This is a genomic window from Paraburkholderia sp. (assembly GCF_049581445.1).
Lineage (GTDB): Bacteria > Pseudomonadota > Gammaproteobacteria > Burkholderiales > Burkholderiaceae > Paraburkholderia.
The window spans coordinates 1-26,015 of record NZ_JBAURZ010000133.1; the positions used below are offsets into that span (position 1 = coordinate 1).

Genomic DNA, 26,015 nt, shown 5'->3' on the forward strand with positions numbered 1-26,015 from the left:
GCGTGGCACAGCGGGCTCGCCTCCGGCAGGCTTCGGTGCGGCGCCTGACTTCACCGCCTCGAACCCGCCGCCGCCCAATGCGCTGCCGCCTTCGCCACCGCGCTATCTGAAGCAGACCGATTCGGCCTGGTCCGTGTTTGGCCGCATCATCGCGGCGCGCGCCAGGCAGATTTTCGACCGGGCCGGCCAGCGCATTACGCAACGCACGCTGCGTATTGGCGTATCCGCGCGGATCTTTCATCCTGAGCCAGGCGCCAAAGGGTTGCGGGGCAAGACGCTGCAATACCTGGAGGAATCCATTGCGCATTGGGTGATGTCGCGCGATGTGCTGGTGTTCATGATTCCAACTGTCGGCCACCAGGGCATGCTGCATCCGAGCAATATCCGTTTGCGCGATTATGCGAAGCATCTCGACGGCCTGTTGTTGCAGGGTGGCGCCGATGTCTCGCCACAGTCTTACGCTGAACAGGCGACGAGTCCCGAGTGGCCGGGCGATCGCGTGCGGGATATGTACGAGCTGGAGCTGCTGCACGAGTTCATCGAATCAGGCAAACCGGTGCTGGGCGTATGCCGCGGTTGCCAACTGATCAACGTGGCGTTTGGCGGCACGCTATACCAGGACATCGCCACTGACGTGCCGACGGCAAGCGTGCACGTCAACGAGAACTACGATCAGCACCGTCACGGCGTCCATTTTCCGGATGGCTCGACGCTGGCCAATATGTTCCCCGGACGGCGCGACGCAATCGTCAATTCGATTCACCATCAGGCGGTCAAGACGATCGGCCGGGATCTGAATATCGAAGCGGTGTCCGCGGCCGATGGCATCATCGAGGCGGTCCGCTACCGGCGCGCACCTTTCGTGATGGGCGTGCAGTGGCACCCGGAGTTTCATCGCGCCGGCGGCCCGGAATTGCTCGATTGCACGCCGTTGCTCGATACCTTTCTCAGAGTGGCACGCGAAACCCGCTTTTAGTGGAGCCTTGCAAGGCTCGATGCATCAACACACGAACGGCTTCGTTTCTATGCGAAGCCGTTTTACTATGCGTGCTATGTCCTGCTTCTTTTGCGTGAAGTGGATACCCGGGAGCGACGCGCCGCGTGAGGCGATTTGCAGATGATCAGTGCTGCCATATAAATAGCGAAGCATTGAATCCCTTGCAGCGTTTGTGAATCAATCTGTTCCATATTTTCGCCAAACGGCATAGCCTCTTATCCAGAATTTCTCCGCGGTTTCGCGACGATCGAGCGTGGGGAATCTTTCCTTTTTTCTGCATTTAGCGTGGTGCTTTTTTCGCGACTCGCTAAATGGCTTTAGATAAGCTTAAGATTGCTATCTATCTCGATTTAAAGTGTTGTCACGCGTCACAGTAACACTTCGCCTAGCTGCAAATCCGCGCGATAATCCACGGCTATTTGAAATTCGCATGGAGCATGCACGTATGAAGTACCTCTTAACTGTACGGCGCGCAATGCTGCTCGCGACCACGTGTGCGCTGCTGCAGCATGGTGGTCTCGTGCTGGCAGGAGAGGGCGCCGGTTCAACGGATTCCGCGCCCAGGGTCGGCACGCGTCCGGCCATGAGCGCGTTGACGCCGCAGCCAGTCGCCGCGGCGCTGCGCGCGGCGTCAGGGACTGCCACAGCGCAAGGCAGCGATGCCCAAGGCAACGTCGCTGAACTGATGCAAATGATTCACGACTCGCAACTGACGGAATTGCGCACCACGTACAACGGTAGCTATGGCGCGAGTCTGTTCTTCTATCCGCAGGAAACGACGTATTACGTGGCGTTATTTCAGGACAAACATTTCTGGCGAGTGATCAAATCGCAGGACGACGCCCGCGCAGAAGCGATTTACGCCGATTTCGTGAAGCAAACGGCGCAATTGGCCGAGGTGGAAATTCGCCGTACTCAGTTACAGGCGCAGAAGGCCTTTGTTGACAATGTGATCGCGCTTTCGGAAGACCGTGCGCGGCGTCTGCAGGCGGACCTCGACGTGGCGCGTACCCAGCAGGCGAAGGTCAACGATTATCAACAACAGACGCAGACTGAGGCCGTTGCGTTGCGCGTCGAGAAAGAGAAGGCCCAGGCGCAGTTGCGGCAGGTGCAAAACGAGGTGCTGCAATTGCAGCGCCAGAACGAATCGGGTCTGCCTGCGCCAAGATAAGCAGGCGCCAGATATCTTTCAGATGGACCAGGCAAACAGCCCGGCAACTTGCCGGGCTGTTTGCTTATTGAACGCCGTTACTTGACGAACTCGTCCGGCGCTTCAGTGACGCGGCGTTGCGACATGCGATTGGTCCAGTCGGCGGTGTCTGTGTTGATCGCGCGAGACTGAGACCGTGCCGGCGCGATGTCGCGCAGGTGGGTATTGGCGGACAGCCTGACTGACGCGTATTCGTCGACACCCAGCGTCGCTGGCGCAAACGGCGAGAAACCACCAGCGGAAGATGGCTTGGCGACCGACCGTGGATTGAAAGCGGGGGCTTCGATTCGCGCGTCGGTGCGCGGCGAAACCGAGTGGTCCGACGCCTGACTCTTGCTGATGGCTCGTGGCGTGGCGCGGTGCAGCTTGCCTGCTACCCGATTGTCTGCGTCACGCGCCTGAGCATGGCCGTTGCGGCTGGCTGCCGTGATGCTTCTGTTGGGCGATGAAGCTTGTGGTGATGTATGACCGGGTCGCTGTTCGCTGAGGCTACTCGAATTCGTGTCCCAAACTGCGGAGGATGCTTTAGGCGCGCTTGAAGCGGGCTTCAGTGGAGCCGCAGACGCGGGTGTCGTGAGTGCGATCGGTGGCGCTGCGTCCACCGGGAGTGGGGCAAGCGCTGGCCGATTCGGTATCGCGGGTGATGCACCATGCGACCGGGCAGCGCGTGCTGTCGCGTCGGGGCTTGGCATTGCCGGCGCCGGCTGTGCGACATCTTCGCCTTCGTGCTCCGGCGCTATTTGCTTCACGGCACGATCTTCGTGCCCGGCTCGAACCACGGTCTGGTGTTGGGTCGAATGGCTGATCGCAACCCATGCAAGCACGGCCGCGCCGCCAACCGCGCATGCGCCGCCCGCTAGCGCGGTCCGTCGACTTGACGAACGGTAGCGCGTCGCCGGTGCAGTGGAAGCGACGAAATTTGTCGCTTCCTGCGTGGCATCTGGCGCACTCGGCGTGGCCGAAGCATCTCCGGTTTGCGGCGTGTGGCGTGATGTGCTTTCACGCGTCGCCAGACGCCGTGCATCCCATTGGCACAGCGCGCGGAACGCCGCCGTATTCACGCAAAACGTGCGCAGGACAGCGGCGTAGAGCGCCTTGAGCTCCACGCGCAAGCTGATATTGGGCGGAATGATCGCCCAGTCACGGCCGAAGGGGGCAGGCAGACGATCGAGTGGGCGCAGCCGGGGGACGGCCATGGCGCCCTCGATCAGGGTAAGGGGAATAGATGTCGACATCGGTTTCTCGCGGCAGGTAGTTAGAAGATCTAGCCTCGGAGGGATGTTGACGATGAGGGCGGCCATCTTTCTGCGCTGGCGCCCGGCATGAGGCGCTTCGCCACGAAGCCGCCGAGGTGCGGTCGATGATCGCAAGTTGAGCGGATGCAAACGATCGGACGCGTCCGAAAAGGCGCTCTCAGCGTCTCTGCTGTTGATTGCGCCGCCGCTTGTTTTTTCTAGCGGCGAGCGCGGTCGAGTCGATACACATAGCGCAACGCCGTAATATCCACGCCGCCCATGTGATCCGGCTCAGCCCCCGCGAACTTCCAGCCCTGCCGCTCGTAGAACCTGATGGCCGGCGTATTGCCTTCGAGGACGTACAGATACAGTTGCGTCTCGCCTTGCGAGCGCGCCCAGTCTGCCGCCGCGCCCATGAGGAGTTTGCCGACACCCATCCCTTGATGCCCCGGCAGTGCGTGGAGATTGTCGAGCAACACACCCCATGATGACTCGGGTTGTCGTTCGACACACGCAAAACCTATTGGCTCACCGGCGTGCTCTGCGATCACCACGCTGCGCCGTTCGGCCCCGGGTGCATTCAGGCGCGCCTGCCAGTATGCGGCGCGTTCGGGTGTCACCTCACCGTCGAGAAAGGCATCGGGCAGTAGCCCGCGATAGGTGGCCTGCCAACTGGCCGAATGAATGGACGCAATCAGAGCGGCATCAGCGGCCGTCGCGGGGCGCAGCGAAAGGGCGCGGGCGGTGGACATCAGCGGGGTTTTCGGTTGCAAGACGGGTGGCATAAAAGTGTACAGCGATCGACCTCGGAGGGCGGCATCATTGTCTGCCCGCAGTGCAAGCCTGCGGGCACAACGGTAACATTCGGAGTGGCCGGAGTTGGGCCAAAGTACCCTAGGTTTACCCTGATACCCTCGTCATCTGCACAGCAGCAAAATGCAGCGCCCCATGCGCTAAGACTTCTGGCGTCTTCCTGTCGGCGGCATCCGCTCGCGGATGCGGTGGATTGTTGTCAACTGCCCGGTTTCGCCCCTCTGGTCTGGCGAAGGGCCAATTCGAGAGTGTCATGTCTACTGCGTCGCACGCATCTTCCAACGAATCCAAGGTCCGGACAGTTTTCCGCGTGGTCAGCGGCAATTTTCTGGAAATGTACGATTTCATGGTCTACGGCTATTACGCCTCGGCGATCGCCAAGACCTATTTCCCGAGCGGCAACGATTTCGCTTCACTGATGCTCGCGCTGTCCGTTTTCGGTGCCGGCTTCCTGATGCGCCCCCTTGGCGCCATTGTTCTGGGCGCTTACATCGACCATCACGGCCGGCGCAAAGGCCTGATGCTCACGCTAGGGCTGATGGCGCTCGGCACGCTGACGGTTGCCTGCATCCCCGGTTATGCGACGATCGGCGTGCTCGCGCCGGTGCTTGTACTGCTGGGCCGTTTGCTGCAGGGTTTCTCGGCTGGCGTGGAACTGGGCGGCGTTTCGGTGTATCTGTCCGAGATCGCGACGAAGGGCAACAAAGGGTTTTACTGCTCCTGGCAATCAGGTAGCCAGCAGGTTGCCGTAGTGTTTGCCGCGCTGATCGGCGTGGTGCTGCACCAGGTTCTTCCGGTCGAACAAATGACCGCCTGGGGCTGGCGTGTGCCGTTCCTGATCGGCTGCCTGATCGTACCGTTCCTGTTCCTGATTCGCCGTTCACTGCAGGAAACCGAGGAATTCGCCGCGCGCAAGCATCGGCCGAGCATGCGCGAGATCATGAAGTCGATGCTGGAAAACTGGGGCATCGTCCTCGGCGGCATGGGCATGGTGATCATGACCACGGTGTCGTTCTACATGATCACCGCGTACACGCCGACCTTCGGCAAGGAAGTGCTGAAACTGTCGGCGGTCGATGCGCTGGTCGTCACCGTCTGTATTGGCTTGTCCAATCTGGTGTGGCTGCCTTTGGCCGGCGCGGTATCGGACCGGATCGGACGTCGCCCGGTGCTGCTTACCTTCACGATTCTGACAATTCTCACTGCCTATCCGGCGGTGCAATGGCTGGTGGCTGATCCGTCGTTCGTGCGTCTGCTGGTGGTGGAGTTGTGGTTGTCGTTTATGTACGCCTGCTATAACGGCGCGATGGTGGTGGCGCTGACCGAGGTCATGCCGGTTGAGGTGCGTACCGCCGGCTTCTCGCTCGCCTATAGTCTCGCCACGACCATTGGCGGCTTCACGCCGGCCATCTCCACCCTTCTGATCCACACGACGGGCAACAAGGCTGCACCTGGCTTGTGGCTTGGCCTTGCGGGCATCTGCGGTCTGATCGCGACGCTCGTGCTGTATCGCACCCCGGAGTCGCGCAATCAGTACCGGACGATTTAAGGCGTGGCGCTAAGCGTCGCGCAATTCATTTGCGACGTTAGCGACCACCTCCGCCCACGCGCCCGGTTCTGGTTGGCGCACGAGGTGCGCGCCCGGATACCACGCGCTGCGCGGTTCATCGACAAACCAGCGCCAGTCGGCAGCAAACGGCAACATCAGCCAAAGCGGTTTGCGCAGCGCGCCGGCCAGGTGGGCGATCGACGTATCGATCGACACGACAGCGTCGAGCCGCTCGATGATCGCCGCGGTGTCGGCGAAATCGCCAATGCGTTCGTCGAAGCGATGTATGGTGCTGGCCCGTGGATGGACGTCGAGCGCGGCGCGATCCGCCGTGCTGAGCTCGGGTTGCAGAATGATCCAGTCGATGCCGTTAAGTGCGAACAGCGGTTCCAGCTCCTCAAGCGACATCGTCCGGTTTTCTTGCTGCTGCGCGCGGCCCGACCATGCAAGCCCAATTTTGCGTTTGGCGTGACCACCAATCGAGCCGCGCCATTTGCGGCGATAGTTGGGCGGCACGCTCAGATAAGGCGTACGCGCCGGAATCGTATCGACCTCTGTGCCGAGCGCGAGCGGCAGGCTAAGCAGAGGACACTGCAGGTCAGCTTGCGGACGCGGCGTCCCCTGCGCGATCAACGTGACGCGCCACTCGAGCGCAGCGGGCGCGAGGATCGGCACCAATTGCGGCTGTACTTCGAGCACGACATGCGCCGCCCGCTGAGCCGCGAGCGGCACAAAGCGCGCGAATTGCAGCGTGTCTCCGAAGCCTTGTTCCGCGTGCACGAGCAACGTGTGCTTCTCGATGGGTTCGCCGTTCCAGCGCGGCAGCGTCTGCGTTGCGAGTTGCCCCATCGCTTTGAGACGCCATTCGTATTCCGGCAGACCGCGTGTGAAATCCCCGAGCGTCAGCCACGAAACTGCGCGGTTCATATGCGCGGACGCCAGATCGGGCCGCAAGCGCAGCGCCTGATCGAAACCGCGCACGGCGGCAGCGTGTGCGCCCAGTGCGTGGTGGGTGGTCCCCAGACTCAACCAGGCGAGCGCAAATTTCGGATCGAGTCCCACAACGCGTTCGAAATGCGGCAACGCTTCCTTGGGACGACCCATCGCGGCGAGCGCGTTGCCCAGACCAAACAGGGCGGGTGGGAATTGTGGCTGCAGCGCCAGCACGGCTTCAAATACAGCGGACGCTTCGGCATGCTGCCCGGTTGCATTCAACGTATTCGCAAGATTGAAGTGGGCGGCGACAAAACGCGGCTGCGCGGCGATCGCGGCGCGGAACTGTGCGGCGGCTTCGTCCGCCCGGTCGAGCGAATTGAGCGCCATGCCCAGATTATTGTGCGCACCCGCATGGCCCGGTTGCAGTTCGAGCGCACGCTGGAAACAGGCGATAGCGTCCTCGTGACGGCCAAGCGCGTGCAAGGCATTGCCCAAATTGTTGTGAGACGACGCATTGGCCGGTTGCAGACGCAGTGATTTCTGGAACGCGTCCGCCGCGTCTTCGTGGCGGCCGGCCGCTGCGTAGGCATTGCCGAGGTTGTAATGCGCAAGCGGGAAAGTCGGCGCAAGCGTCAGCGCGTTGCGAAAACGCTCGATTGCGCCGTCGAGTTGACCGAGCGCCTTGAGTGCGTTGCCGAGGTTCAATTGCAGCGCGGCGTCTTGCGGACGCAGATTGGCCGCGCGGCCGACGAGGTCGGCGGCTTCGGCGTGTGCGCCCAGCTGATGGCGCAGTACGCCCAACAGATGCAGCGCATCGACGTGCGCGGGGTCGATATCGAGCGTGGCGCGGTAGCCGCGCTCGGCATCGTCGAGGCGGCCGTCACGATGCGCCGCGTAGGCGCTTTCAAAGCTTGTTTCCATGACGGGGCAGGCAGTTCTTGTAAGGCAAACGTCGCATTTTCCCACACTCGTCAACGCGCCCCTCAAGATTGACGTGCGTGAACTTGATCTGTAACATATGAACAGGTGTTCATATGTTTGCGCAGGTGAGTGTAATGCAACTGGTATCCAATGACGACGGCGTTGTGCCGCTTGCCGATCTGTTTCGCTTGCTCGGCGATCCAACCCGCTTGCGGATCGTGTTGACGTGCGTCGACGAGCGGCGCGCGGTGGGCTCGATTGCGGAGTCGCTTGGGTTGTCGCCGTCGCTGGTGAGCCATCATTTGCGCTTGTTGCGTGCGGCCCGAATTCTGCGGGCAGAGCGCCAGGGCAAGCAGGTGTTTTATGTGGCGGCTGATCGGCACATCAGCGGCATGCTGACCGAGATGCTCGAACATGTGGCCGAGCCCATGACTGAATTTTCCCCGGACGCGTGATGAAACCAATCTCAGGTACGAACGGCTCCGCTGAGGAGCGCGAAGACGATCATGCGCCGGTATGGTTCGAAGGCCAGGATCGCGACGATGCAGATGATCGTGTGGCAGCCGGAGAAACCTTGCGGCCTTTGGCCGGACAGGGCGGCGCGAACCATGCCGACGGCCATAGTGACCATGATCAAACTCGTGCCGGTCACGATCAAGCGGGCCACGACGACGCGGCCCACGACCACGTAGCCCATGAGCACGCGGCCCACGACCACAGTCACGATGCCGCACACCAACACGTGGGCCATTCTCAAGCGCCGGGTGTAGACGGGCATGCGGGCCACGACGAGAGTGATCATCCGCACGACGGCCACGCTCATAGCAAAAGCCACGGTCACAGCCACGCTCACGGCGGCCACCATCACCACCACGCCCCCGCTGCAGGCCACGGCCGTGCCTTTGCGATTGCCGTCGTGCTGAATCTTGCCATCGTGCTGGTTCAGGGCATCTACGGCGTGATCGCGCATTCGACTGCGCTACTCGCCGACGCGGGCCACAACCTGTCCGACGTGCTCGGTCTGCTGCTTGCATGGGGCGCCGCCTGGCTCACCACGCGCCGTCCTTCGGGGCGCTACACCTTCGGTTTCGGCAGCACCTCGATTCTCGCGTCGCTGGCGAATGCGGGCTTGCTGCTGTTCGCATGTGGCGCGATCGTCACCGAGGCAATCGGCCGCCTGATGAATCCGGCGCCCGTCGCGGGGATGGTGGTGTTCGTGGTAGCTACCATCGGCATGCTCGTCAACGGCTTCTCCGCGTGGCTTTTCATGCGTGGCCAGAAAGAGGACCTCAATATTCGGGGCGCCTTCATGCACATGGCGGGCGACGCTCTGATCTCCGCCGCTGTCGCCGTGAGCGGTCTCGTCATAATCGGCACGAACTGGACATGGCTCGATCCGTTGATGAGCCTCTTCGTCGTAGCGGTGATCGTGTACGGCACCTGGGGTTTGCTGCGCGACTCGGTGCGTCTTGCGCTCAACGCGGTGCCACCCGGCGTCGACCTGACACGCATCCGCGATTATCTGGCCGCGCAGCCTGGTGTGACCGACGTGCATGATCTGCATGTGTGGGCGCTTTCGACAACCGGCAATGCACTGAGCGCGCATCTCGTGATGCCGGATGGCCATCCCGGCGACGAGGCCGTCGATGCCATCGTTCTCACGTTGCGTAAGAGCTTCGCGATGCAGCATGCCACGCTGCAAGTCGATCTCGGTACGACGGAGCACTGCTGCTCGCTCGATGATCCGCACCCGCATTGAAGCGGGTTTGACGCAGTGCACCGTCAGGCGGCGGGGCAGCGGCGTACACTAGACGCCATGTTGCTCTCCGGAGTTCTGCATGGCCGCCGCTTCGTCCGACGCGTCGCCGGTGCTGATCGTTGGGGCGGGCCCGACCGGACTCGCCGCTGCAATGAGTCTGGCGCGTGCGCATATTCCTGTGCGCCTCATCGACAAGGCGCGAGAGCCGGCGCCGCATTCGCGCGCCATCGGCATTCAGGCGCGCACCCTCGAACTGTTCGAACAACATCGTCTGATCGAACCGTTTCTCGAACTGGGGCATCGCGCGCATACCGCGAACCTGTATTCCAACGGGCAGCGTCTCGCGCGTCTCGACTTCGATCCGCTGCAGACGCGCTATCCCTATGTGCTGTTTCTCGATCAGTCCATCACCGAGCGGCTGCTCACTGAGCATCTGGCAACGCTCGGCGTGACGATCGAACGCGGTGTCGAACTGACGGCGTTCTCTCATGGTGTCACCCAGGTTAGCGCGACACTGCAACACTCAGATGGCCGTGTCGAAGCCATTCATGCAGCCTACCTGATCGGCGCCGACGGCGCGCACAGCACGATCCGCCATCAACTCGGCGTGAGCTTTGCCGGCAAGACTTTCGAGCAGGTCTTTCTGCTTGCCGATCTGCAGGCGGACACGCCCTGGTCCGATGACGAGTTTCATATCTTTGCGTCAGGCGAAGGGCTGGCTGGGCTGTTTCCGATGGGTGGTGAACGTTACCGGCTGATTGCTGATCAAGCGGCGCGTCCTGCTGCTTCAGCCACCGCTGGCGAGGCTGCTTCTTCAGCCGAGGCCGTGCCCGTCCCGACGCTTGACGATTGCCGCGCACTGGCGGCGCGCCGCATTCATCACGCGGTGAAGTTTGCTGAGCTGACGTGGTCCGCGCATTTCCGTCTGCACAGCCGTATGGTCGAGCAGTTGCGTGTCCAGCGTGTATTTCTGGCCGGCGATGCAGGGCACGTACATAGTCCGGCAGGCGCTCAGGGGATGAACACGGGCATTCAGGAGGCGTTCAATCTGGGTTGGAAACTCGCCCGTGTGCTGAAAGGGAAAGCACCTGACCGGCTGCTCGATTCCTATCATCTGGAGCGGCATCCGATTGAGCGCGACGTCTTGCGGCAAACGAGCTTTATCACGCACATGGCGGAGGCGGATCACGGTCCGCTCAAGCTGTTGCGCGAGCGTGTGATGCCGACGCTGGCCGCGCTTGGCCCGTTGCGCGATGCCGCGCGGCTCACGGTGAGCGAACTGGCGATCCAGTACCGGCGCAGTCCGCTCACGCTCGAGCGGGTGTTGGACGGTGGTCCTCGCGCGGGCGAACGGGCACCCGACGCGCTGGTGCATGTGGTGGACGGACCGCTTGGACGGGTGCCGGGAATCGGCTGCATTTTCGATCTGCACGACCCGGCGTTTTTCTCCTTGTTTCTGCTGGTCGCGCCGCGGCCGAACGAAGTGCCGCTCGATCCGGCGGCGGGCCGCAACTCGACGCACGACGCCGATCTCGACCGTCTCAGCGGCGCGCTAGAGCGGCTGCTGCGCGGCGCGGTGCGCGTCTGGCGCGTCAGTGATACGACGGGTGAGGGCGCTCCGGCGCTATCCGAATCGTATGGACGCACGCGGCCCGCGTTTTATCTGATCCGTCCGGACGGATACATCAGCGTGCGCGGGCGGCCCACGTCCGATCTGAATGCGCTGCTGCGCCACTGTGAAGCGTGGTTCGCGAGGGGCATCGCACAGGAGCAGGCGGCGAGCTAAAAGGGCACGTCGTTGTTACGGGCTACGCCGCCTCGATTTACACGACCGGCGTCGCCGCGGGTGTCAGTTGGACGCGATGCTTGCGCAGCGCCTCCTTGACGATCGGAATCATCTGAATCCCCGCTGCATCTGGCCGATCAAGCGCCTCCAGCAGCCTGCGCCGCATGCGCGGTTCCCAGAAGCGGCGAATGTGATCGGCGACGCCGTCTAGCGCTTCGTCGCGGTCCGGCATCGAATCGAAGAACTCGCCGATCCGGTTTGCCATGTCGAGCAGGTTCTGTTCATCCATGGCGTGTCCTCACTTGCCCGACGTGGTGTTGGCGAGTTCGCGCTGACGCAGCAATTCGAGTTGCTCCGTGTTGAAGCGCGAATACTGCTGCTGCCATTGCGACGGCTGTTCGACCGGCGTGACCTGCACCGCGGTCACCTTGTATTCCGGGCAATTGGTGGCCCAGTCGGAGCTTTCGGTGGTAATCACGTTGGCGCCGGATTCGGGGAAGTGGAACGTCGTATAGACGACCCCCGGCTGCATCCGCTCGGTGACCTTCGCGCGCAATACCGTTTGCCCCGCGCGCGATTCGATGCCAACCCAATCGTCCATCTTGATGCCGCGCTCCTCGGCGTCGTGCGGATGGATTTCCAGGCGGTCTTCATCGTGCCAGCGGGAATTCTCGGTGCGGCGCGTCTGCGCCCCGACGTTGTACTGCGACAGAATGCGGCCGGTCGTGAGAATCAGCGGGAACTTGCGGGTTACCTTTTCCGGCGATGCGATGAACTTCGTAATCACAAACTTACCCTTGCCGCGCACGAAGGTGTCGATGTGCATGGTCGGCGTGCCATCGGGCGCGTCTTCGTTGCACGGCCACTGGATACTGCCCAACTGGTCGAGCTTCGCATACGAGACGCCGTGGAAAGTCGGCGTGAGCCGCGCAATTTCGTCCATGATCTCGGACGGATGCGCGTAGTCCATTTCATAGCCCAATGCACGCGCCAGCATGAGGGTGACTTGCCAGTCCGCATAGCCAGAAATAGGCGGCATCACTTTGCGCACGCGCGAGATGCGGCGCTCGGCGTTGGTGAACGTGCCGTCCTTTTCGAGGAACGACGAGCCTGGCAGCAGCACGTGTGCATACTTTGCGGTCTCGTTGAGGAAAATGTCCTGAACGACGATGCATTCCATGGATGACAGCGCCGCCGACACATGATGCGTGTTCGGATCGGACTGCACGATATCTTCGCCCTGACAGTAGAGTCCTTTGAAACTGCCGTCGAGCGCGGCGTCGAACATGTTCGGAATGCGCAGCCCCGGCTCCGGTTGCAGCTTCACGTTCCAGGCGTCTTCGAACAGGGCACGCGTGATTGAATCGCTGATGTGACGGTAGCCCGGCAGTTCGTGCGGGAACGAGCCCATATCGCACGAACCTTGCACATTGTTTTGACCGCGCAGCGGATTCACGCCAACCCCTTCGCGGCCGATATTGCCGGTGGCCATCGCGAGGTTCGCGATACCCATCACCGTGGTCGAGCCCTGGGCGTGCTCGGTGACGCCCAGGCCGTAGTAGATCGCGGCATTGCCGCCGGTGGCGTAGATACGGGCTGCTTCACGGACCTGGTCGGCTGGCACGCCGGTGATCTCTGTGGTCGCTTCAGGTGCATTTTCCGGCAGCGCGACAAATGCGCGCCACTGATCGAACGCGCGCGTGTCGCATCGCTCCGCGATGAACGTTTCGTTGAGCAGCCCTTCGGTGACGATCACATGCGCGAGCGCATTGACGATGGCGACGTTCGTGCCCGGCCGCAATTGCAGGTGATGCGACGCTTTCACATGCGCGGTATCGACGATATCGATGCGGCGCGGATCGACCACGATCAGCTTTGCCCCTTCACGAACGCGACGCTTCAGACGCGAGCCGAACACCGGATGCCCGTCGGTCGGATTGGCGCCGATGACCATGATCACATCAGCCTTGTCCACCGAAGCAAAGGTCTGCGTCCCGGCTGATTCGCCTAGCGTGGTCTTCAAGCCGTAGCCAGTAGGCGAGTGGCATACACGAGCGCAAGTGTCGACGTTGTTATTGCCGAATGCGGCGCGCACGAGCTTCTGCACCAGATAGGTTTCTTCGTTCGTGCAGCGCGAGGACGTGATACCGCCAATCGAATCGCGGCCATGCTTCGCCTGAATCCGGCGGAATTCCGACGCCGCGTAATTCAGCGCCTCTTCCCAACTGACTTCGCGCCACGGATCGGTGATCTTTTCGCGGATCATCGGTTTGGTGATGCGATCCTTGTGGGTGGCATAGCCCCACGCGAAGCGGCCCTTCACGCACGCATGGCCTTCGTTCGCGTGGCCGTTCTTGTTGGGCACCATCCGCACGACCTGGCTGCCCTTCATCTCCGCCTTGAACGAGCAGCCCACGCCGCAATAGGCGCAAGTCGTCACGACCGAGTGCTCAGCCTGGCCCAGCATCACGACGCTCTTTTCCTGCAGCGTGGCGGTAGGGCATGCCGCAACACACGCACCGCATGAGACGCACTCTGAATCCATGAACGGCTGGTTTTCGCTGGCGGCGACGCGCGATTCGAAGCCGCGTCCGGCAATGGTCAGCGCAAAGGTGCCTTGGGTTTCCTCACAGGCACGCACGCAGCGATTGCAGACGATGCACTTGGACGGATCGTAGGTGAAGTACGGATTCGATTCGTCCTTCTTGTCCTTCAGATGATTCGCACCGTCGAACCCATAGCGCACTTCGCGCAAACCCGTAACGCCCGCCATGTCCTGCAGTTCGCAGTCGCCGTTGGCGGGGCAGGTCAGGCAATCGAGCGGGTGATCGGAGATGTACAGCTCCATCACGTTGCGACGCAGCGATTGCAGACGGTCGGTCTGCGTGCGTACTTTCATGCCTGCTTCGACGGGTGTCGTACACGAGGCCGGATAGCCGCGCTTGCCTTCAATTTCAACCAGACACAGGCGGCATGAGCCGAAAGGTTCGAGGGAATCGGTGGCACAGAGCTTAGGCACATTCACGCCGGCTTCAATTGCCGCACGCATCACCGAAGTTCCGGCCGGCACCGTCACCGCCTGACCGTCGATCTCGAGCGAAACGTCGACATCCGCGTGACGCAGCGGCGTGCCGTAGTCGGTGTCGTCGAAAGGCGAACGGGCCGCGCGTTGCTGTGCTTGCGACTTGCACGCGCAGTTGCCGGAGCCGCAACCACCGGCAGGGGAGTTAGGCGCATCGGACATGGTGTGCTCCATCGTCAGGCCGCCGCTTTGGGCTGAACGGCGTCGAGACCGAAGTCTTCGGGGAAATGGTCGAGTGCGGACAGCACTGGAAATGGCGTCATGCCGCCCATCGCGCAGAGCGATCCGGACACCATCGTGTCGCACAGATCACGCAGCAGTTGCACTTGCCGCGTCGACGTATCGCCGTTGCGGATACGCTGGATCACTTCGACGCCGCGCGTCGAGCCGATCCGGCATGGCGTGCATTTGCCGCATGATTCGAGCGCGCAAAAGTGCATCGCGTATTGGGCGAGTTCGGCGAGATTGGAGGTGTCGTCGTGGACCACGATGCCGCCGTGGCCGACCACCGCGCCCACTGCCGCATAGGCTTCATAGTCCAGCGGAATGTCCCACTGGTTCTCCGGCAGATAGGTGCCGAGCGGTCCGCCCACTTGCGCTGCGCGCGCAGGCCGGCCACTCGCGGTGCCGCCGCCGTAGTCGTAGATCAGCTCGCGCAGTGTCACGCCAAACGCCAGTTCGACGAGACCGCTTTGCTTCACATTGCCGGCGATCTGGAAAGGCAAGGTGCCGCGCGAACGCCCCATGCCGAAGTCTTTGTAGAACGCTGCGCCCCGCGCGAAGATGATCGGCACCGTGGCGAGTGTAATGACGTTGTTGATGACCGTTGGTTGTCCGAAGAGGCCCACCAGCGCCGGCACTGGCGGCTTGGCGCGCACGATGCCGCGTTTGCCCTCGAGCGATTCGAGCAGCGCCGTCTCTTCGCCGCAGACATACGCGCCCGCGCCTTTGGCAACCTGCAACTCGAAGCGGTGCGCCGAACCGAGCACGCTGTCGCCTAGCCAACCGGCTGCACGGGCGCGTGCCATGGCAGTCTGGAGCGTCGCGATGGCATGCGGATACTCGCTGCGCACATAGATGTAGCCGACCGTCGCACCCGTCACGACACCGGCGATGATCATGCCTTCAATCAGCACATAAGGATCGCTCTCCATGATCAGGCGGTCGGAGAACGTACCGGAGTCGCCTTCATCCGCATTGCAGACGATGTACTTCTGTGCGGCTTTCGCTCCACGTACGGTACGCCACTTGATACCAGCCGGAAACGCGGCGCCGCCACGGCCGCGCAGGCCCGATTCGATCAGGGATTCACAGGCTGCGTCGCCGTCCGTGATGAGCGCCTGCTTGAGGCCCTGAAGGCCGTCGTGCGCGAGGTAATCCTCGATGGACAACGGATCCGTGATGCCGATGCGGGCGAAAGTCAGGCGTTGCTGCTTCTGCAGATACGGAATCTCATCGACGATTCCGACCGAACACGGATGAGCGGCGCCGTCGATAAACCCAGCGTCAAACAGCGATGCGACATCTGCCGCATCCACATTCGCGTAGCCGATCCTTCCGCCGGGCGTCGCGACTTCGACGAGAGGTTCGAGCCACAGCAAACCGCGCGACCCATTGCGAACCAGTTCGATCTCGATGCCGCGTTGCGCCGCTTCATGGCGAATCGCCTCGGCAAGCGCATCTGCGCCGAGCGCGAGCGCGGAAGAATCACAAGGAACGTAGATGCGCGTCATGCCGTTTCCTCCACGCGTTTGGTGGCGGCGGCGAACAGGGTGTCGAACTTCTGCGGCGTGACCTTCGCGTGCAGCGTGCCGTTGATCATCATCGCCGGCGAGAGCGCGCATTGTCCCAGGCAGTAGACCGATTCGAGTCCGACCGTCGCGCTGCTTTCGTGCTGATGCCCGGCGTCGAAGTGGCAACCGGTGCGCGCTTCGATGTGCTGCGCCAACGCTTCAGTGCCCATGCTGCGGCACGCCTCGGCGCGGCACAGTTGCACGGTGACGGGCGCGGCGGGGAGAGTCCGAAAGTGGTGGTAATAGGTCAGCACACCGTGGACTTCCGCGCGCGACAGGTTCATCACGCGTGCGAGTGGCGCAACGGCCGCGGGTGGGACATAGCCGAGTTCGTCCTGGATTGCGTGCAGCACGGCCAGCAGTGAGCGGCCTGGCTGCGCATGACGCTGCGCCAGTTGATCTGGCTCGATCGCGTTTGAATCGTCCAAAGTGGGGCTCCTCCGAAGTCTAATATGCACTTGTATTTCATAATTCGTGCACGTATGCTTCATTCGTTTGCTAGGTATGAAGCGAAAGATAGGCGGGAGGCGACCCTTTCGCAATAGGAAATGCTGAGACATATATGATTCGAATTGAGTGCAATGCGGAGCTCGTGATTCGCGGCGCGGACGGCCACGAGTCAAGCCTGACGGACGTCGTGCCGTTATTGGCATTGGTCGACGAAACCGGCAGCATCGCCCAGGCGGCGGCGCATAAGGGTTTGTCCTATCGGCATGCGTGGGGTTTGCTGCGCAGCATCGAAGAGCGGCTGGGCGGTCCGCTGATCGCCAAGGAGCGCGGGCGCGGCTCGGTGCTCTCCGAGCTTGGACAGGCGGTATTGCGTGCCCAGCGTCTGTGCGGCGAGCGGCTCGATGGCAATATGCGCGCGCTGGCGAGCGAGGTGGCCAGCGATCTGAACCGCTGGCTCGCGCCACCCGCTGACGACGTGCGGATTCACGCCTCGCATGGCTATGCGGTCGCAGCGCCCGTTACCGCGCTGGTGGCCGACGAGGTAGCCGTTGAGATCAAGTATCGAGATAGTGCGGATGCCGTCACGGCTCTGGCGCGCGGCGAGTGCGATCTCGCAGGTTTTCACGTGCCGCGCGGCGAATTTCGCGCCGCGTGTGCGGACACCTATCGGCGCTGGCTCGACCCGCAGCGGCACGTGCTGCTTCATCTCACGCGGCGCAAGCAGGGGCTGTTTTTATCAAAGGGCAATCCGAAGCAGATTGGCGGGCTGGGTGACCTGGCGCGCGGCGATATTCGGTTCGTCAACCGTCAGCCTGGCTCCGGTACGCGGATGCTGCTCGATCTCGCATTGCGTCGGGTCGGCGTCGATCCTGACCGGGTCAACGGCTACGAGTCGACGGAGCTGACGCATTCGGCGATTGCCGCGTTCGTGGCAAGCGGGATGGCCGATGTCGGCTTCGGCGTCGAGCCGGCGGCGCATCATTTCGGGCTGGATTTCGTACCCATCGTCGATGAGGACTATTACTTCGCCTGCGATCGCGGCAGCCTCGAGCGTCAGCCGCTGGCTACAGTGATCGAGATGTTGCGTGGCGACCCGTTCAGAGACGGAGTGGCCCGGCTGGCTGGCTATGACCCGGAAGAATGCGGCAAGCTGGTGGAGTTGGAGGACGGGCTCGGCGCGAACGCGGGGTAAGCGGCCGTAACAACGAGGCGGGGGTGATCCGCTGCGCGGAAGGCCCGTATGCGATACTCTCTGATCTTCAGCTTAGCCTCAACTGCGCGGCTCGCCGCGCCGGATCGCCATGAACGTTCTACTCAAAGCCTGTGCCGTTGCTGCAACGGCGGGCGCGATTTTCGCCACTGTCTCCATTGCCTTCGCACAGAATTCACCCGGCGTGCCGGGCGGCATCCTGACCGATGAATTCCATTTGCAAGAGCATCCGCAGTTGCCGTTTGGTGCATCGGCGCCGTCCAATAAATACCAGTCGGACAAGAAATCTGCCATGCGCAAACGGGGCGATCTGGGCGACCCGAACGGTTGCAATCTGCAGTGCCCGGAAGATCAATAACCGCAGTCTGATGACGGCGCGCCGCGTGGTAGGTGACGGGCGGACGCTCCTTGCGTAGAGGTTCCGCTCTTTTCAGATCGCTTAATGCGTGCTCAGCGGATCGAGCCCTGTGCTGGCAACGTTCGGCGCGGCTTCGGGTGAAGCGAGAAAGTCGAGAAACGCTTTGGCCTCACGTGGGTGCGTTGAGCCCACCGGAATCCCGGCTGCGTAGCGGGTGATGGATTGCAGCGATTCCGGAATCTTGCCGACGAACTCAGCGCCCTGCACGGAACAACTCGCTGACCTGCTGGAAGCCCAGTTGATAATCGCCCTTGGCGACAACCGAAGCGACGGGGATCTTCGGGACCATCGTGGCCTTCGGTTTCGTCTGGTCTTCAACCCATCTTCTTGAATAGCTCATTCTGGATATAGACGCCGCTGGGGCTATCCGAATACGCCACCGATTTCGCGGCCAGCAAGGTTTTCCTGAATGCCTCCACGCTGCTGATGTCCGGCTTGGGTTCGCCGGCCCGTACCGACATGCCGATCCTCGAGTCAGCTAACTCGACTCGCGAATTGGGGATCACCTTGCCTTCAGCGATCAACTTGTCCAGCGCGTAGCCGACCATGATCACCACATCCGCTGGCTCCTGGCGCTCAAGGCGATGCGGAATGGCCTCCGGCGCATTGCCCATCGACGGCCCATAGGCAATCTCCAGCGTATCTCCGGATTTCGCTTCGACCTTCGGCGCGAGCAGTATGTAGGCAGCCGTGAGGCCGCCCGAGTTCATCACGTGAAGATCAACGGCCCACGCGTTATGCGCGAACATTGAACCGCAGATCAGTGCGGCGGCAGCCAGCTTCGTGAAGGGTGATTTCATGGCGTTCAAGCGGTGGGTTGACGGCACGGTGTACCGCACGCGGTGGGCCTAAGGATGACGTTCACACGCGGGATGCCCATGTTGTCTAATCCCTCGCAGTTTGTGAATTGTCTATTGATAGAAAGCGCATGGACGATTGACAACAAAAAACCCGCGAGCAGCCTGGCTATTCGCGGGTTCGTTGTGCAGCTTGAATCTTGAAACGTGTTCTGGTGGAGGCGGCGGGAATCGAACCCGCGTCCAGAAGCACTCTACGACCAGTTCTACATGTGTAGTTCTGTCTTTTGATTTAACCCAAGCGACGCGGACGAACACGCTGCACTAAGGCGATTCACTAGGTTTTCGACCCGGATGTCGTGACACCACCAAGGCTTAACTGACGTATATGACCTCTGTCGGTATTGCTACCGGTCTTGCGACTCTAGCCCGTCAGTGAACTAGGCAGAGGACGGCGGCCCTTAGGCTGCCAGTGCGAACGTTTCGTCGTTTGCAGTTACGTTTTTCCCGCTGATTTACGAGGTGACGGGGCCTCGACATGCCCTGGCCGCTTCGCAACCCCTGTCGAAACCAGGTCGCCCCCGCGGCTTGTTGCCCTTAAAGTACTGGGGCGAAGCACATTTTACAATAGATCGGTGCGGGTGTCCTGACTGTATTGGGGCGGCAAGGGCGCCCGAAGCGACCATTCGACATTGCCGTCCGGCATCATTTAATGTTTGGCGGCACCGTGAGCGATGCGCGGCACCGTATCAGGGTCAGCTGATCTCGCGCAGCAGTTTCTGCAGGTCAGCCGGCGAATCAACGACATGCTGCGCATGCCAGCGCTTCGGCGGAATGTCGTTGCCGCAATAACCGTAGGCGGCTGCGACAGTCACCATGCCCGCCGCAAATCCCGCCTGTACGTCGCGAAGGTCGTCGCCCACATAGACGATCCGCTCGGGCGCCAGGTCCAGCTCACGGGCCGCGTGCAAGAGCGGCGCAGGGTGTGGCTTCGAGTGGGGCGTCGTGTCGCCGCTCACCACGCAGCCGGCGCGCAGATCCAGCCCGAGCAGCGCTACCAACGGCTCGGTCAGACGCGCAGCCTTGTTCGTCACGATACCCCAGCGCACGCCGCGCGCGTCCAGTTCGTCTAGCACAGCGTCGATTCCGGGGAACAGCGTGGTTTCAATGCACAGATCGGCTTCGTAATTGGCGAGAAACTCCTCGCGCATCGACGCGTAGTCGTGATGGTCCGGTCCGATGCCAAAGGCGCCGCCTATCAGGCCGCGGGCGCCGGCCGACGCAAGTGGCCGCAGATCATCGAGCGGCACCATCTCGAGCCCGCGCTCGTGGCGCATCTTGTTGACTGCGGCGGCCAGATCCGGCGCCGTGTCGGCGAGGGTGCCGTCGAGGTCGAACAGGACCGCCTGGCACAGGCCGATCGAGGCGTCTTCGTCTTCGCGTTGGGGCAGAGGGGTAGGGTCGCTCATGTATTGGCTTGGAGTCGGTACGCGTTAGGCGTCGCGTCGGCAGGCGAGCATGTAGTTGATGCTCGTGTCGTCCGATAGTGCGAAGTGCTTGCTGAGCGGGTGATACACGATGCCCTTGATGTCCGCGGTACGCAGTTCGGCGGCGCGCACGAACGCCGCCAGCTCCGACGGGCGGATGAAGCGCGCGTAATCGTGGGTGCCTTTCGGCAGCATGCGCGCGATGTACTCGGCGCCGATCACCGCGAACAGATACGACTTGACGTTACGGTTAAGCGTCGAGAAGAAGACCCAGCCGCCCGGTTTGACGAGCGTCTTGCAGGCCGCCACGATCGCTGCGGGTTCCGGCACGTGTTCCAGCATTTCCATGCAGGTCACCACGTCGTAAGTGCCTGGTTCGCGGGCTGCGAGCGCCTCTGCGGCGATTTCTTCGTAATCTACGGTTACACCGCTTTCAAGGCTGTGAAGATCGGCGACACCTAGCGCCTGGGTTGACAGATCGATGCCTTTGACGTGCGCGCCCAAGCCAGCCATGGATTCCGACAGGATGCCGCCGCCGCAACCGATATCCAGCACACGTTTGCCGGCAAGGTTTGCGTGCGCGTTGATCCAGTCCAGTCGGACCGGATTCAGTTCGTGCAGCGGCTTGAATTCGGCATTCGGGTCCCACCAGCGATGCGCAAGATCGCTGAATTTTTGTAGTTCGTGGGGATCGGCATTGGTCATGGCGGATGCGGTCTTGATGAGAGCGGTGTCGAGGATAGCCCCGAGTATATAGGCCGACGCACGGCCCGGCAAAAATGCCGCCAGACCGGGCGCGGCCAAGGGGCACGGCGCTCCTGGCGGAGCACGGCGAGGGGTGGCATCAGCCGTTGTCGCGGCCCGTAGAGGGGGCGGACATAAAAAAAGCCCCGCCGAAGCGGGGCTTTGATACTGCGGTAATCTGGAGCTTACTGCTTCGAAGTACCCACAACTTCGACTTCCACGCGACGATCCGGTGCGAGGCAGGCGATAAGTTGCTTGCGGTTCTTCTGGTTGCAGCCGGTCGTGACCGGGTTGCGCTTGCCCTTGCCTTCCGTGTAGATACGGTTGGCTTCGATGCCCTTGCTGACCAGGTATGCCTTGACAGCTTGTGCACGACGCAGCGACAGACGGTCGTTGTACTTGTCCGAACCGATACGGTCCGTGTAGCCCGTTGCGACCACAACTTCCAGGTTCAGCGCGCCGATCTTCGATGCCAGATCGTCCAGCTTTTCCTTGCCAGCCGGCTTCAGGATAGCCTTGTCGAAGTCGAACAGAGCGTCAGCTTGATACGTAATCTTTTGGCTCTGGATAACCGGAGCGGGTGCCGGCGGCGGTGCCGGCGGGGTCGGAGCCTGAGCAACCAGAGCGCCGTCGCACTTTGCGTTAGCGGTTGCCGGCGTCCAGAACGCATCGCGCCAGCAGAGTTCGTTCGTGCCGTTCATCCACACGTATTCGCCCGTACCGTTCACCCAGTTGTCGTTCGTAGCTTGTCGCGACGCCGGCACCGACTGTGCCATTGCGGATGCAGCCATAACTGCGGTAGCTGCAATGAACGCGAGCTTTGAAAGTTTATTCATATTTCTCCTCTCGAAATTGAGATTACCGCAGGTTTACTGCGAGCTTGTTGACGATGACAAGTCATACATTGCTCGAAGTATAACATCGGTGCGGAACAAAAGACGCGCTGTGTAGACTTCGAGCTGTGTCTAACTCTTTGTGCGTTGGCATTTTGCCATATCGTTCCCTTCCCACGATAAAAAAAATCCGCCCCCTCCCATACCCCTATCCAATTGTGGTGCATGCGCAACAGAAGCTGGAGAGGGGCGGCGCGCCCCGCCAGATATGGCTGCGAGCCGAAAAAGGGACAGCATAAATCGGGCCTGCTCGCGCCCGCGATTGGGGCGCCCAGGCGCCTTTCGTGGGCGTCCCTCTAATAGGTATACGTACCCTCGCCGGGCGCGGATGCACGACGTGTTAGAATCGCGTGATGTGCTGCGCCTGCAGCGCTTACGCGGAGGCGGGGCCCCGCCATCGTCTTCGCACGTAAAAGATACGGATAATGGATCAATTCGCCAAAGAGACTCTGCCAATCTCCCTAGAGGAGGAAATGCGCCGTTCGTATCTCGATTACGCGATGAGCGTGATCGTAGGGCGTGCGCTTCCCGATGTCCGCGATGGCTTGAAGCCGGTGCACCGGCGCGTGCTGTACGCGATGCACGAACTGAACAACGACTGGAACCGAGCTTACAAGAAATCGGCGCGTATCGTCGGTGACGTGATCGGTAAATACCATCCGCACGGCGATACGGCTGTCTACGACACGATTGTCCGGATGGCGCAGAACTTCTCGCTGCGTTACATGTTGGTGGACGGTCAGGGCAACTTCGGTTCGGTCGACGGCGACAACGCCGCGGCAATGCGGTACACCGAAATCCGCATGGCCAAGATCGGCCATGAACTGCTCGCCGACATCGACAAGGAAACCGTCGATTTCACGCCGAACTATGACGGCAGCGAAAACGAACCGGCCATCCTGCCGGCACGTATTCCCAATCTGCTGATCAATGGTTCATCCGGCATTGCAGTGGGGATGGCCACCAATATCCCGCCGCACAATCTGAACGAAGTCGTCGACGCCTGTCAGCACCTGCTGAAAAATCCGGACGCGACGATCGACGAGCTGATTGAAATCATTCCCGCGCCCGACTTCCCGACCGCCGGCATCATCTATGGCGTAGCGGGCGTACGCGACGGCTACCGCACTGGCCGTGGCAGGGTGCTGATGCGCGCGCTCACGCACTTTGAGGAAATTGACCGCGGTCAGCGGATGTCGATCATCGTCGATGAGTTGCCGTACCAGGTGAACAAGCGCTCACTTCTCGAGCGCATCGCCGAGCTCGTCAATGAGAAGAAGCTCGAAGGCATCTCCGATATCCGCGACGAGTCCGACAAGAGCGGCATGCGGGTAGTGATCGAACTGAAGCGCGGCGAAGTGCCGGAAGTCGTTCTTAACAATCTGTATAAGGCGACCCAGCTTCAGGACACGTTCGGCATGAACATGGTCGCGCTGGTCGACGGCCAGCCGAAGCTGCTGAACCTGAAGGAAATGCTGAGCTGCTTCCTGTCGCACCGGCGGGAAGTGCTGACGCGGCGCACTGTTTACGAACTGCGCAAGGCGCGCGAACGCGGCCACGTGCTGGAAGGCCTGGCGGTCGCGCTCGCCAATATCGACGACTTCATCGCAATCATCAAGGCAGCGCCGACGCCGCCTATTGCGAAGCAGGAATTGATGGCGCGTCCGTGGGATTCGTCGCTGGTGCGCGAAATGTTGTCGCGGGCCGAGACGGAAAACGCGTCAATGGGTGGTCGTGAGGCGTATCGCCCTGAAGGGCTGAACCCCGCCTTCGGGATGCAGACTGACGGCTTGTACCGTCTCTCGGACACACAGGCTCAGGAAATCCTGCAGATGCGTCTGCAACGCCTGACGGGTCTTGAGCAAGACAAGATCATCGGCGAGTACCGCGAAGTGATGGCGCAGATTGCCGACCTGCTGGACATTCTGGCTCGTCCGGAACGCATTACGGCGATCATCGTCGCCGAACTCACCTCGATCAAGGCGGAATTTGGCGACAATCGCCGCTCGAAGATCGAGATGAACGCAACGGAGCTGAATACCGAAGATCTGATCACGCCGCAAGAAATGGTCGTGACCATGTCGCATACGGGTTACGTGAAATCGCAGCCGTTGTCGGAATATCGCGCCCAGAAGCGCGGAGGTCGCGGCAAGCAGGCGACGTCCATGAAGGAAGACGACTGGATCGACACGCTCTTCATCGCCAATACCCACGATCACATCCTGTGCTTCTCGAACCGTGGTCGCGTGTACTGGATCAAGGTGTACGAAGTGCCACAGGGCTCGCGCAACTCGCGCGGCCGGCCGATCGTCAACATGTTCCCTCTGCTGGACGGCGAAAAGATCACGGTGGTGCTGCCGGTCAAGGAATTTTCGGCCGACAAATACGTGTTCATGGCCACTTCGTTAGGAACGGTAAAAAAGACGCCGCTGGAAGCCTTTAGCCGGCCGCTGCGCAAGGGTATTATTGCGGTCGGTCTGGATGAAGGTGATTTCCTGATCGGTGCTGCCATCACCGACGGTCAGCACGACGTGATGCTGTTCTCGGATTCGGGCAAGGCGGTTCGCTTTGACGAAAACGACGTACGGCCGATGGGCCGGGAAGCGCGTGGCGTGCGCGGCATGCAGCTTGACGACGGGCAGCAGGTCATTGCGCTGCTGGTTGCGGGCGACGAGCAGCAGTCCGTGCTTACCGCCACGGAAAACGGCTTTGGCAAGCGCACGCCCATCACCGAGTACACGCGCCACGGCCGTGGCACGAAGGGAATGATCGCGATCCAGACATCGGAGCGCAACGGCAAGGTCGTTGCCGCGACGCTCGTGGATCCGGAAGCCCAGATCATGCTGATTACCAATACAGGCGTGCTAATCCGCACCCGTGTATCGGAAATTCGCGAAATGGGACGTGCAACCCAAGGTGTTACACTCATCAGTCTTGATGAAGGGACGAAGCTGTCCGGTCTGCAGCAGGTTGCTGAGGCTGAAGCTGATGTCGATGGTGACGCCGAAGGTTCTACTGACGGTGACGAGGGCGGCGAAGAGGGCGGAGCAGCCTGATTCGCACCGGCAAGTCTCATCTAATGGGTGAACGCTGCGGGGACACAGACAGGCGCGTCGTGCCGATGCGCAGTCCACGCAGCATGCAGTTCGACTAATTTCTCTTAGGGAGTAATGATGCAAAAACGATTCAAACAGTTGATGTTGCTGGCTGCTTTCGTACCGACCTTCGCGATGGCGCAAGCACTTCAGAATCAGACGGCAGCTCCGGCTGACAGCACCGCTGCTGCAGCGCCGGTTGATCCGGCCAAGCAGGCTGCTATCAAGGATCTGCTGGACGCGATCGACGCGCAAAAGCTCGTCGGCGCAATTGGTAACAGCGCGCAAATGCAGGCGAAGCAACTGGTTCCGGCCATCCTGTCGGACGCTTTGAGCGAAAACAAGACGATGACGGACAAGCAGAAGCAGGCTTCCGTCCCGACGCTGCAGAAGAATGCTGTGCCGAAGCTGGTTGACGCGGCAGGCCAGGTCTTCGCAACGGACAACTTCCGTCAGGACGCTATGCAAGCTCAGTACGACGCCTACGCGAAGTACTACACGACGTCGGAAATCAAAGACCTGACGGCGTTCTACAAGAGCCCGACGGGCCGCAAGTTCATCCAGGTTCAAGACCAGGTGGGCCGCGACGTCGTGAACGGTCTGATGCAGAAGTACATGCCGCAATCGATCAAGGCAACGCGCGCTCAAGCTGACCAGGAAGTCGCTTCGGTCAAGCCGTCGGCTGCTGCCAAGTAATTGGCTGACAGGGCTTTGCTAACGCTGGTATAGCCGGGCAGCCAGGGCACCTCGCGGCGCCGTGGTTTGGCGGGTTTCTGGTGTCAATGCGATAATGGCCGTTTGCGCGCACGCGCAGACGGCCATTTTCTTTTAGGGCGCGAA

Annotated in this window: 20 protein-coding genes, 1 other RNA gene and 1 pseudogene; 10 read left to right on the top strand and 12 right to left on the bottom strand. The window is 61.6% G+C overall.

The window, feature by feature from the left end; genetic code table 11:
• Both WCA85_RS12195 and WCA85_RS12200 read left to right on the top strand, forming a co-directional pair.
• The coding region (locus WCA85_RS12195) for a gamma-glutamyl-gamma-aminobutyrate hydrolase family protein (RefSeq protein WP_424064150.1) at positions 1 to 976 on the top strand (976 nt) is incomplete at its 5' end.
• Between the two features lie 466 nt (positions 977 to 1,442).
• A complete protein-coding gene (locus tag WCA85_RS12200) occupies positions 1,443 to 2,168 on the top strand; it encodes a DUF2968 domain-containing protein (protein ID WP_424064152.1) in 726 nt (241 codons plus the stop codon).
• Positions 2,169 to 2,245: 77 nt separating this feature from the next.
• Here WCA85_RS12200 and WCA85_RS12205 read toward each other — a convergent pair whose 3' ends face one another.
• Together WCA85_RS12205 and WCA85_RS12210 are read right to left on the bottom strand one after the other, a co-directional pair.
• Entirely contained in the window at positions 2,246 to 3,442 is a 1,197-nt protein-coding gene (locus tag WCA85_RS12205; protein WP_424064154.1) for a hypothetical protein, read from the bottom strand.
• Positions 3,443 to 3,660: 218 nt separating this feature from the next.
• Complete coding sequence (locus tag WCA85_RS12210) at positions 3,661 to 4,194, bottom strand: N-acetyltransferase family protein (protein WP_424064155.1); 534 nt, start codon at positions 4,192 to 4,194, stop codon at positions 3,661 to 3,663.
• Between the two features lie 314 nt (positions 4,195 to 4,508).
• On the opposite strand from WCA85_RS12210, the gene WCA85_RS12215 reads away from it, so the two are divergent.
• Positions 4,509 to 5,804 (top strand): MFS transporter, encoded by a 1,296-nt coding sequence (locus WCA85_RS12215; RefSeq protein WP_424064157.1) that lies wholly within the window; start codon positions 4,509 to 4,511, stop codon positions 5,802 to 5,804.
• Between the two features lie 9 nt (positions 5,805 to 5,813).
• On the opposite strand, the gene WCA85_RS12220 is transcribed toward WCA85_RS12215, so the two are convergent.
• A complete protein-coding gene (locus tag WCA85_RS12220) occupies positions 5,814 to 7,661 on the bottom strand; it encodes a tetratricopeptide repeat protein (protein ID WP_424064159.1) in 1,848 nt (615 codons plus the stop codon).
• Between the two features lie 134 nt (positions 7,662 to 7,795).
• Here WCA85_RS12220 and WCA85_RS12225 point away from each other — a divergent pair, with 134 nt between their 5' ends.
• From WCA85_RS12225 to WCA85_RS12235, 3 genes are all read left to right on the top strand, one after another.
• Complete coding sequence (locus tag WCA85_RS12225; protein ID WP_424064161.1) at positions 7,796 to 8,116, top strand: ArsR/SmtB family transcription factor; 321 nt, start codon at positions 7,796 to 7,798, stop codon at positions 8,114 to 8,116.
• Positions 8,116 to 9,420 (top strand): cation diffusion facilitator family transporter, encoded by a 1,305-nt coding sequence (locus WCA85_RS12230; RefSeq protein ID WP_424064163.1) that lies wholly within the window; start codon positions 8,116 to 8,118, stop codon positions 9,418 to 9,420. The genes WCA85_RS12225 and WCA85_RS12230 overlap by 1 nt, the downstream gene beginning before the upstream one ends.
• 79 nt (positions 9,421 to 9,499) lie before the next feature.
• Complete coding sequence (locus WCA85_RS12235) at positions 9,500 to 11,206, top strand: FAD-dependent monooxygenase (RefSeq protein ID WP_424064165.1); 1,707 nt, start codon at positions 9,500 to 9,502, stop codon at positions 11,204 to 11,206.
• Positions 11,207 to 11,243: 37 nt separating this feature from the next.
• Here WCA85_RS12235 and WCA85_RS12240 read toward each other — a convergent pair whose 3' ends face one another.
• Genes WCA85_RS12240 through WCA85_RS12255 form a run of 4 tightly spaced genes read right to left on the bottom strand, consistent with a single transcriptional unit; the run spans position 11,244 to position 16,509 of the window.
• The gene (locus WCA85_RS12240; protein WP_424064166.1) at positions 11,244 to 11,495 is read right to left on the bottom strand and encodes a formate dehydrogenase subunit delta; all 252 of its coding nucleotides are present in this window, start codon (positions 11,493 to 11,495) and stop codon (positions 11,244 to 11,246) included.
• A gap of 9 nt (positions 11,496 to 11,504) precedes the next feature.
• A complete protein-coding gene (gene fdhF, locus WCA85_RS12245) occupies positions 11,505 to 14,450 on the bottom strand; it encodes a formate dehydrogenase subunit alpha (RefSeq protein ID WP_424064168.1) in 2,946 nt (981 codons plus the stop codon).
• Positions 14,451 to 14,464: 14 nt separating this feature from the next.
• On the bottom strand, positions 14,465 to 16,021 hold the full coding sequence (locus tag WCA85_RS12250; RefSeq protein ID WP_424064169.1) for a formate dehydrogenase beta subunit: 1,557 nt from the start codon (positions 16,019 to 16,021) through the stop codon (positions 14,465 to 14,467).
• Positions 16,018 to 16,509, bottom strand: coding sequence for an NAD(P)H-dependent oxidoreductase subunit E (locus WCA85_RS12255; RefSeq protein ID WP_424064171.1), 492 nt, complete (start codon positions 16,507 to 16,509; stop codon positions 16,018 to 16,020). The genes WCA85_RS12250 and WCA85_RS12255 overlap by 4 nt, the downstream gene beginning before the upstream one ends.
• A gap of 134 nt (positions 16,510 to 16,643) precedes the next feature.
• Between WCA85_RS12255 and WCA85_RS12260 the strand changes: the two genes are divergently transcribed.
• Complete coding sequence (locus tag WCA85_RS12260; RefSeq protein WP_424064173.1) at positions 16,644 to 17,723, top strand: substrate-binding domain-containing protein; 1,080 nt, start codon at positions 16,644 to 16,646, stop codon at positions 17,721 to 17,723.
• 109 nt (positions 17,724 to 17,832) lie between these two features.
• The gene (locus WCA85_RS12265) at positions 17,833 to 18,099 is read left to right on the top strand and encodes a hypothetical protein (protein ID WP_424064175.1); all 267 of its coding nucleotides are present in this window, start codon (positions 17,833 to 17,835) and stop codon (positions 18,097 to 18,099) included.
• 81 nt (positions 18,100 to 18,180) lie between these two features.
• Here WCA85_RS12265 and WCA85_RS12270 read toward each other — a convergent pair.
• From WCA85_RS12270 to ompA, 5 genes and pseudogenes are all read right to left on the bottom strand, one after another.
• Positions 18,181 to 18,959, bottom strand: a pseudogene (locus tag WCA85_RS12270) (substrate-binding domain-containing protein).
• 210 nt (positions 18,960 to 19,169) lie between these two features.
• Positions 19,170 to 19,539: a transfer-messenger RNA gene (gene ssrA / locus WCA85_RS12275) on the bottom strand.
• 172 nt (positions 19,540 to 19,711) lie between these two features.
• Positions 19,712 to 20,425, bottom strand: coding sequence for a phosphoglycolate phosphatase (gph, locus tag WCA85_RS12280; RefSeq protein WP_424064177.1), 714 nt, complete (start codon positions 20,423 to 20,425; stop codon positions 19,712 to 19,714).
• A 24-nt stretch (positions 20,426 to 20,449) separates the two neighbouring features.
• Positions 20,450 to 21,148, bottom strand: coding sequence for a bifunctional 2-polyprenyl-6-hydroxyphenol methylase/3-demethylubiquinol 3-O-methyltransferase UbiG (gene ubiG, locus WCA85_RS12285; RefSeq protein WP_424064202.1), 699 nt, complete (start codon positions 21,146 to 21,148; stop codon positions 20,450 to 20,452).
• Positions 21,149 to 21,372: 224 nt separating this feature from the next.
• Complete coding sequence (gene ompA, locus WCA85_RS12290) at positions 21,373 to 22,023, bottom strand: outer membrane protein OmpA (protein ID WP_424064178.1); 651 nt, start codon at positions 22,021 to 22,023, stop codon at positions 21,373 to 21,375.
• Between the two features lie 482 nt (positions 22,024 to 22,505).
• On the opposite strand from ompA, the gene gyrA reads away from it, so the two are divergent.
• Together gyrA and WCA85_RS12300 are read left to right on the top strand one after the other, a co-directional pair.
• A complete protein-coding gene (gene gyrA / locus WCA85_RS12295; RefSeq protein WP_424064180.1) occupies positions 22,506 to 25,136 on the top strand; it encodes a DNA gyrase subunit A in 2,631 nt (876 codons plus the stop codon).
• Positions 25,137 to 25,253: 117 nt separating this feature from the next.
• On the top strand, positions 25,254 to 25,871 hold the full coding sequence (locus tag WCA85_RS12300) for a DUF2059 domain-containing protein (protein ID WP_424064182.1): 618 nt from the start codon (positions 25,254 to 25,256) through the stop codon (positions 25,869 to 25,871).
• Positions 25,872 to 26,015 lie beyond the last annotated feature (144 nt).

Bases quoted from the DNA above. Each gene is read 5' to 3' on its own strand.
- WCA85_RS12225 (WP_424064161.1), top strand. From the start codon at position 7,796: ATGCAACTGGTATCCAATGACGACGGCGTTGTGCCGCTTGCCGATCTG.
- WCA85_RS12220 (WP_424064159.1), bottom strand. From the start codon at position 7,661: ATGGAAACAAGCTTTGAAAGCGCCTACGCGGCGCATCGTGACGGCCGC.
- gyrA (WP_424064180.1), top strand. From the start codon at position 22,506: ATGGATCAATTCGCCAAAGAGACTCTGCCAATCTCCCTAGAGGAGGAA.
- WCA85_RS12300 (WP_424064182.1), top strand. From the start codon at position 25,254: ATGCAAAAACGATTCAAACAGTTGATGTTGCTGGCTGCTTTCGTACCG.
- WCA85_RS12205 (WP_424064154.1), bottom strand. From the start codon at position 3,442: ATGTCGACATCTATTCCCCTTACCCTGATCGAGGGCGCCATGGCCGTC.
- WCA85_RS12230 (WP_424064163.1), top strand. From the start codon at position 8,116: ATGAAACCAATCTCAGGTACGAACGGCTCCGCTGAGGAGCGCGAAGAC.
- WCA85_RS12250 (WP_424064169.1), bottom strand. From the start codon at position 16,021: ATGACGCGCATCTACGTTCCTTGTGATTCTTCCGCGCTCGCGCTCGGC.
- WCA85_RS12215 (WP_424064157.1), top strand. From the start codon at position 4,509: ATGTCTACTGCGTCGCACGCATCTTCCAACGAATCCAAGGTCCGGACA.
- WCA85_RS12260 (WP_424064173.1), top strand. From the start codon at position 16,644: ATGATTCGAATTGAGTGCAATGCGGAGCTCGTGATTCGCGGCGCGGAC.
- WCA85_RS12240 (WP_424064166.1), bottom strand. From the start codon at position 11,495: ATGGATGAACAGAACCTGCTCGACATGGCAAACCGGATCGGCGAGTTC.
- WCA85_RS12200 (WP_424064152.1), top strand. From the start codon at position 1,443: ATGAAGTACCTCTTAACTGTACGGCGCGCAATGCTGCTCGCGACCACG.
- ubiG (WP_424064202.1), bottom strand. From the start codon at position 21,148: ATGACCAATGCCGATCCCCACGAACTACAAAAATTCAGCGATCTTGCG.
- WCA85_RS12210 (WP_424064155.1), bottom strand. From the start codon at position 4,194: ATGTCCACCGCCCGCGCCCTTTCGCTGCGCCCCGCGACGGCCGCTGAT.
- gph (WP_424064177.1), bottom strand. From the start codon at position 20,425: ATGAGCGACCCTACCCCTCTGCCCCAACGCGAAGACGAAGACGCCTCG.
- ompA (WP_424064178.1), bottom strand. From the start codon at position 22,023: ATGAATAAACTTTCAAAGCTCGCGTTCATTGCAGCTACCGCAGTTATG.
- WCA85_RS12265 (WP_424064175.1), top strand. From the start codon at position 17,833: ATGAACGTTCTACTCAAAGCCTGTGCCGTTGCTGCAACGGCGGGCGCG.
- fdhF (WP_424064168.1), bottom strand. From the start codon at position 14,450: ATGTCCGATGCGCCTAACTCCCCTGCCGGTGGTTGCGGCTCCGGCAAC.
- WCA85_RS12235 (WP_424064165.1), top strand. From the start codon at position 9,500: ATGGCCGCCGCTTCGTCCGACGCGTCGCCGGTGCTGATCGTTGGGGCG.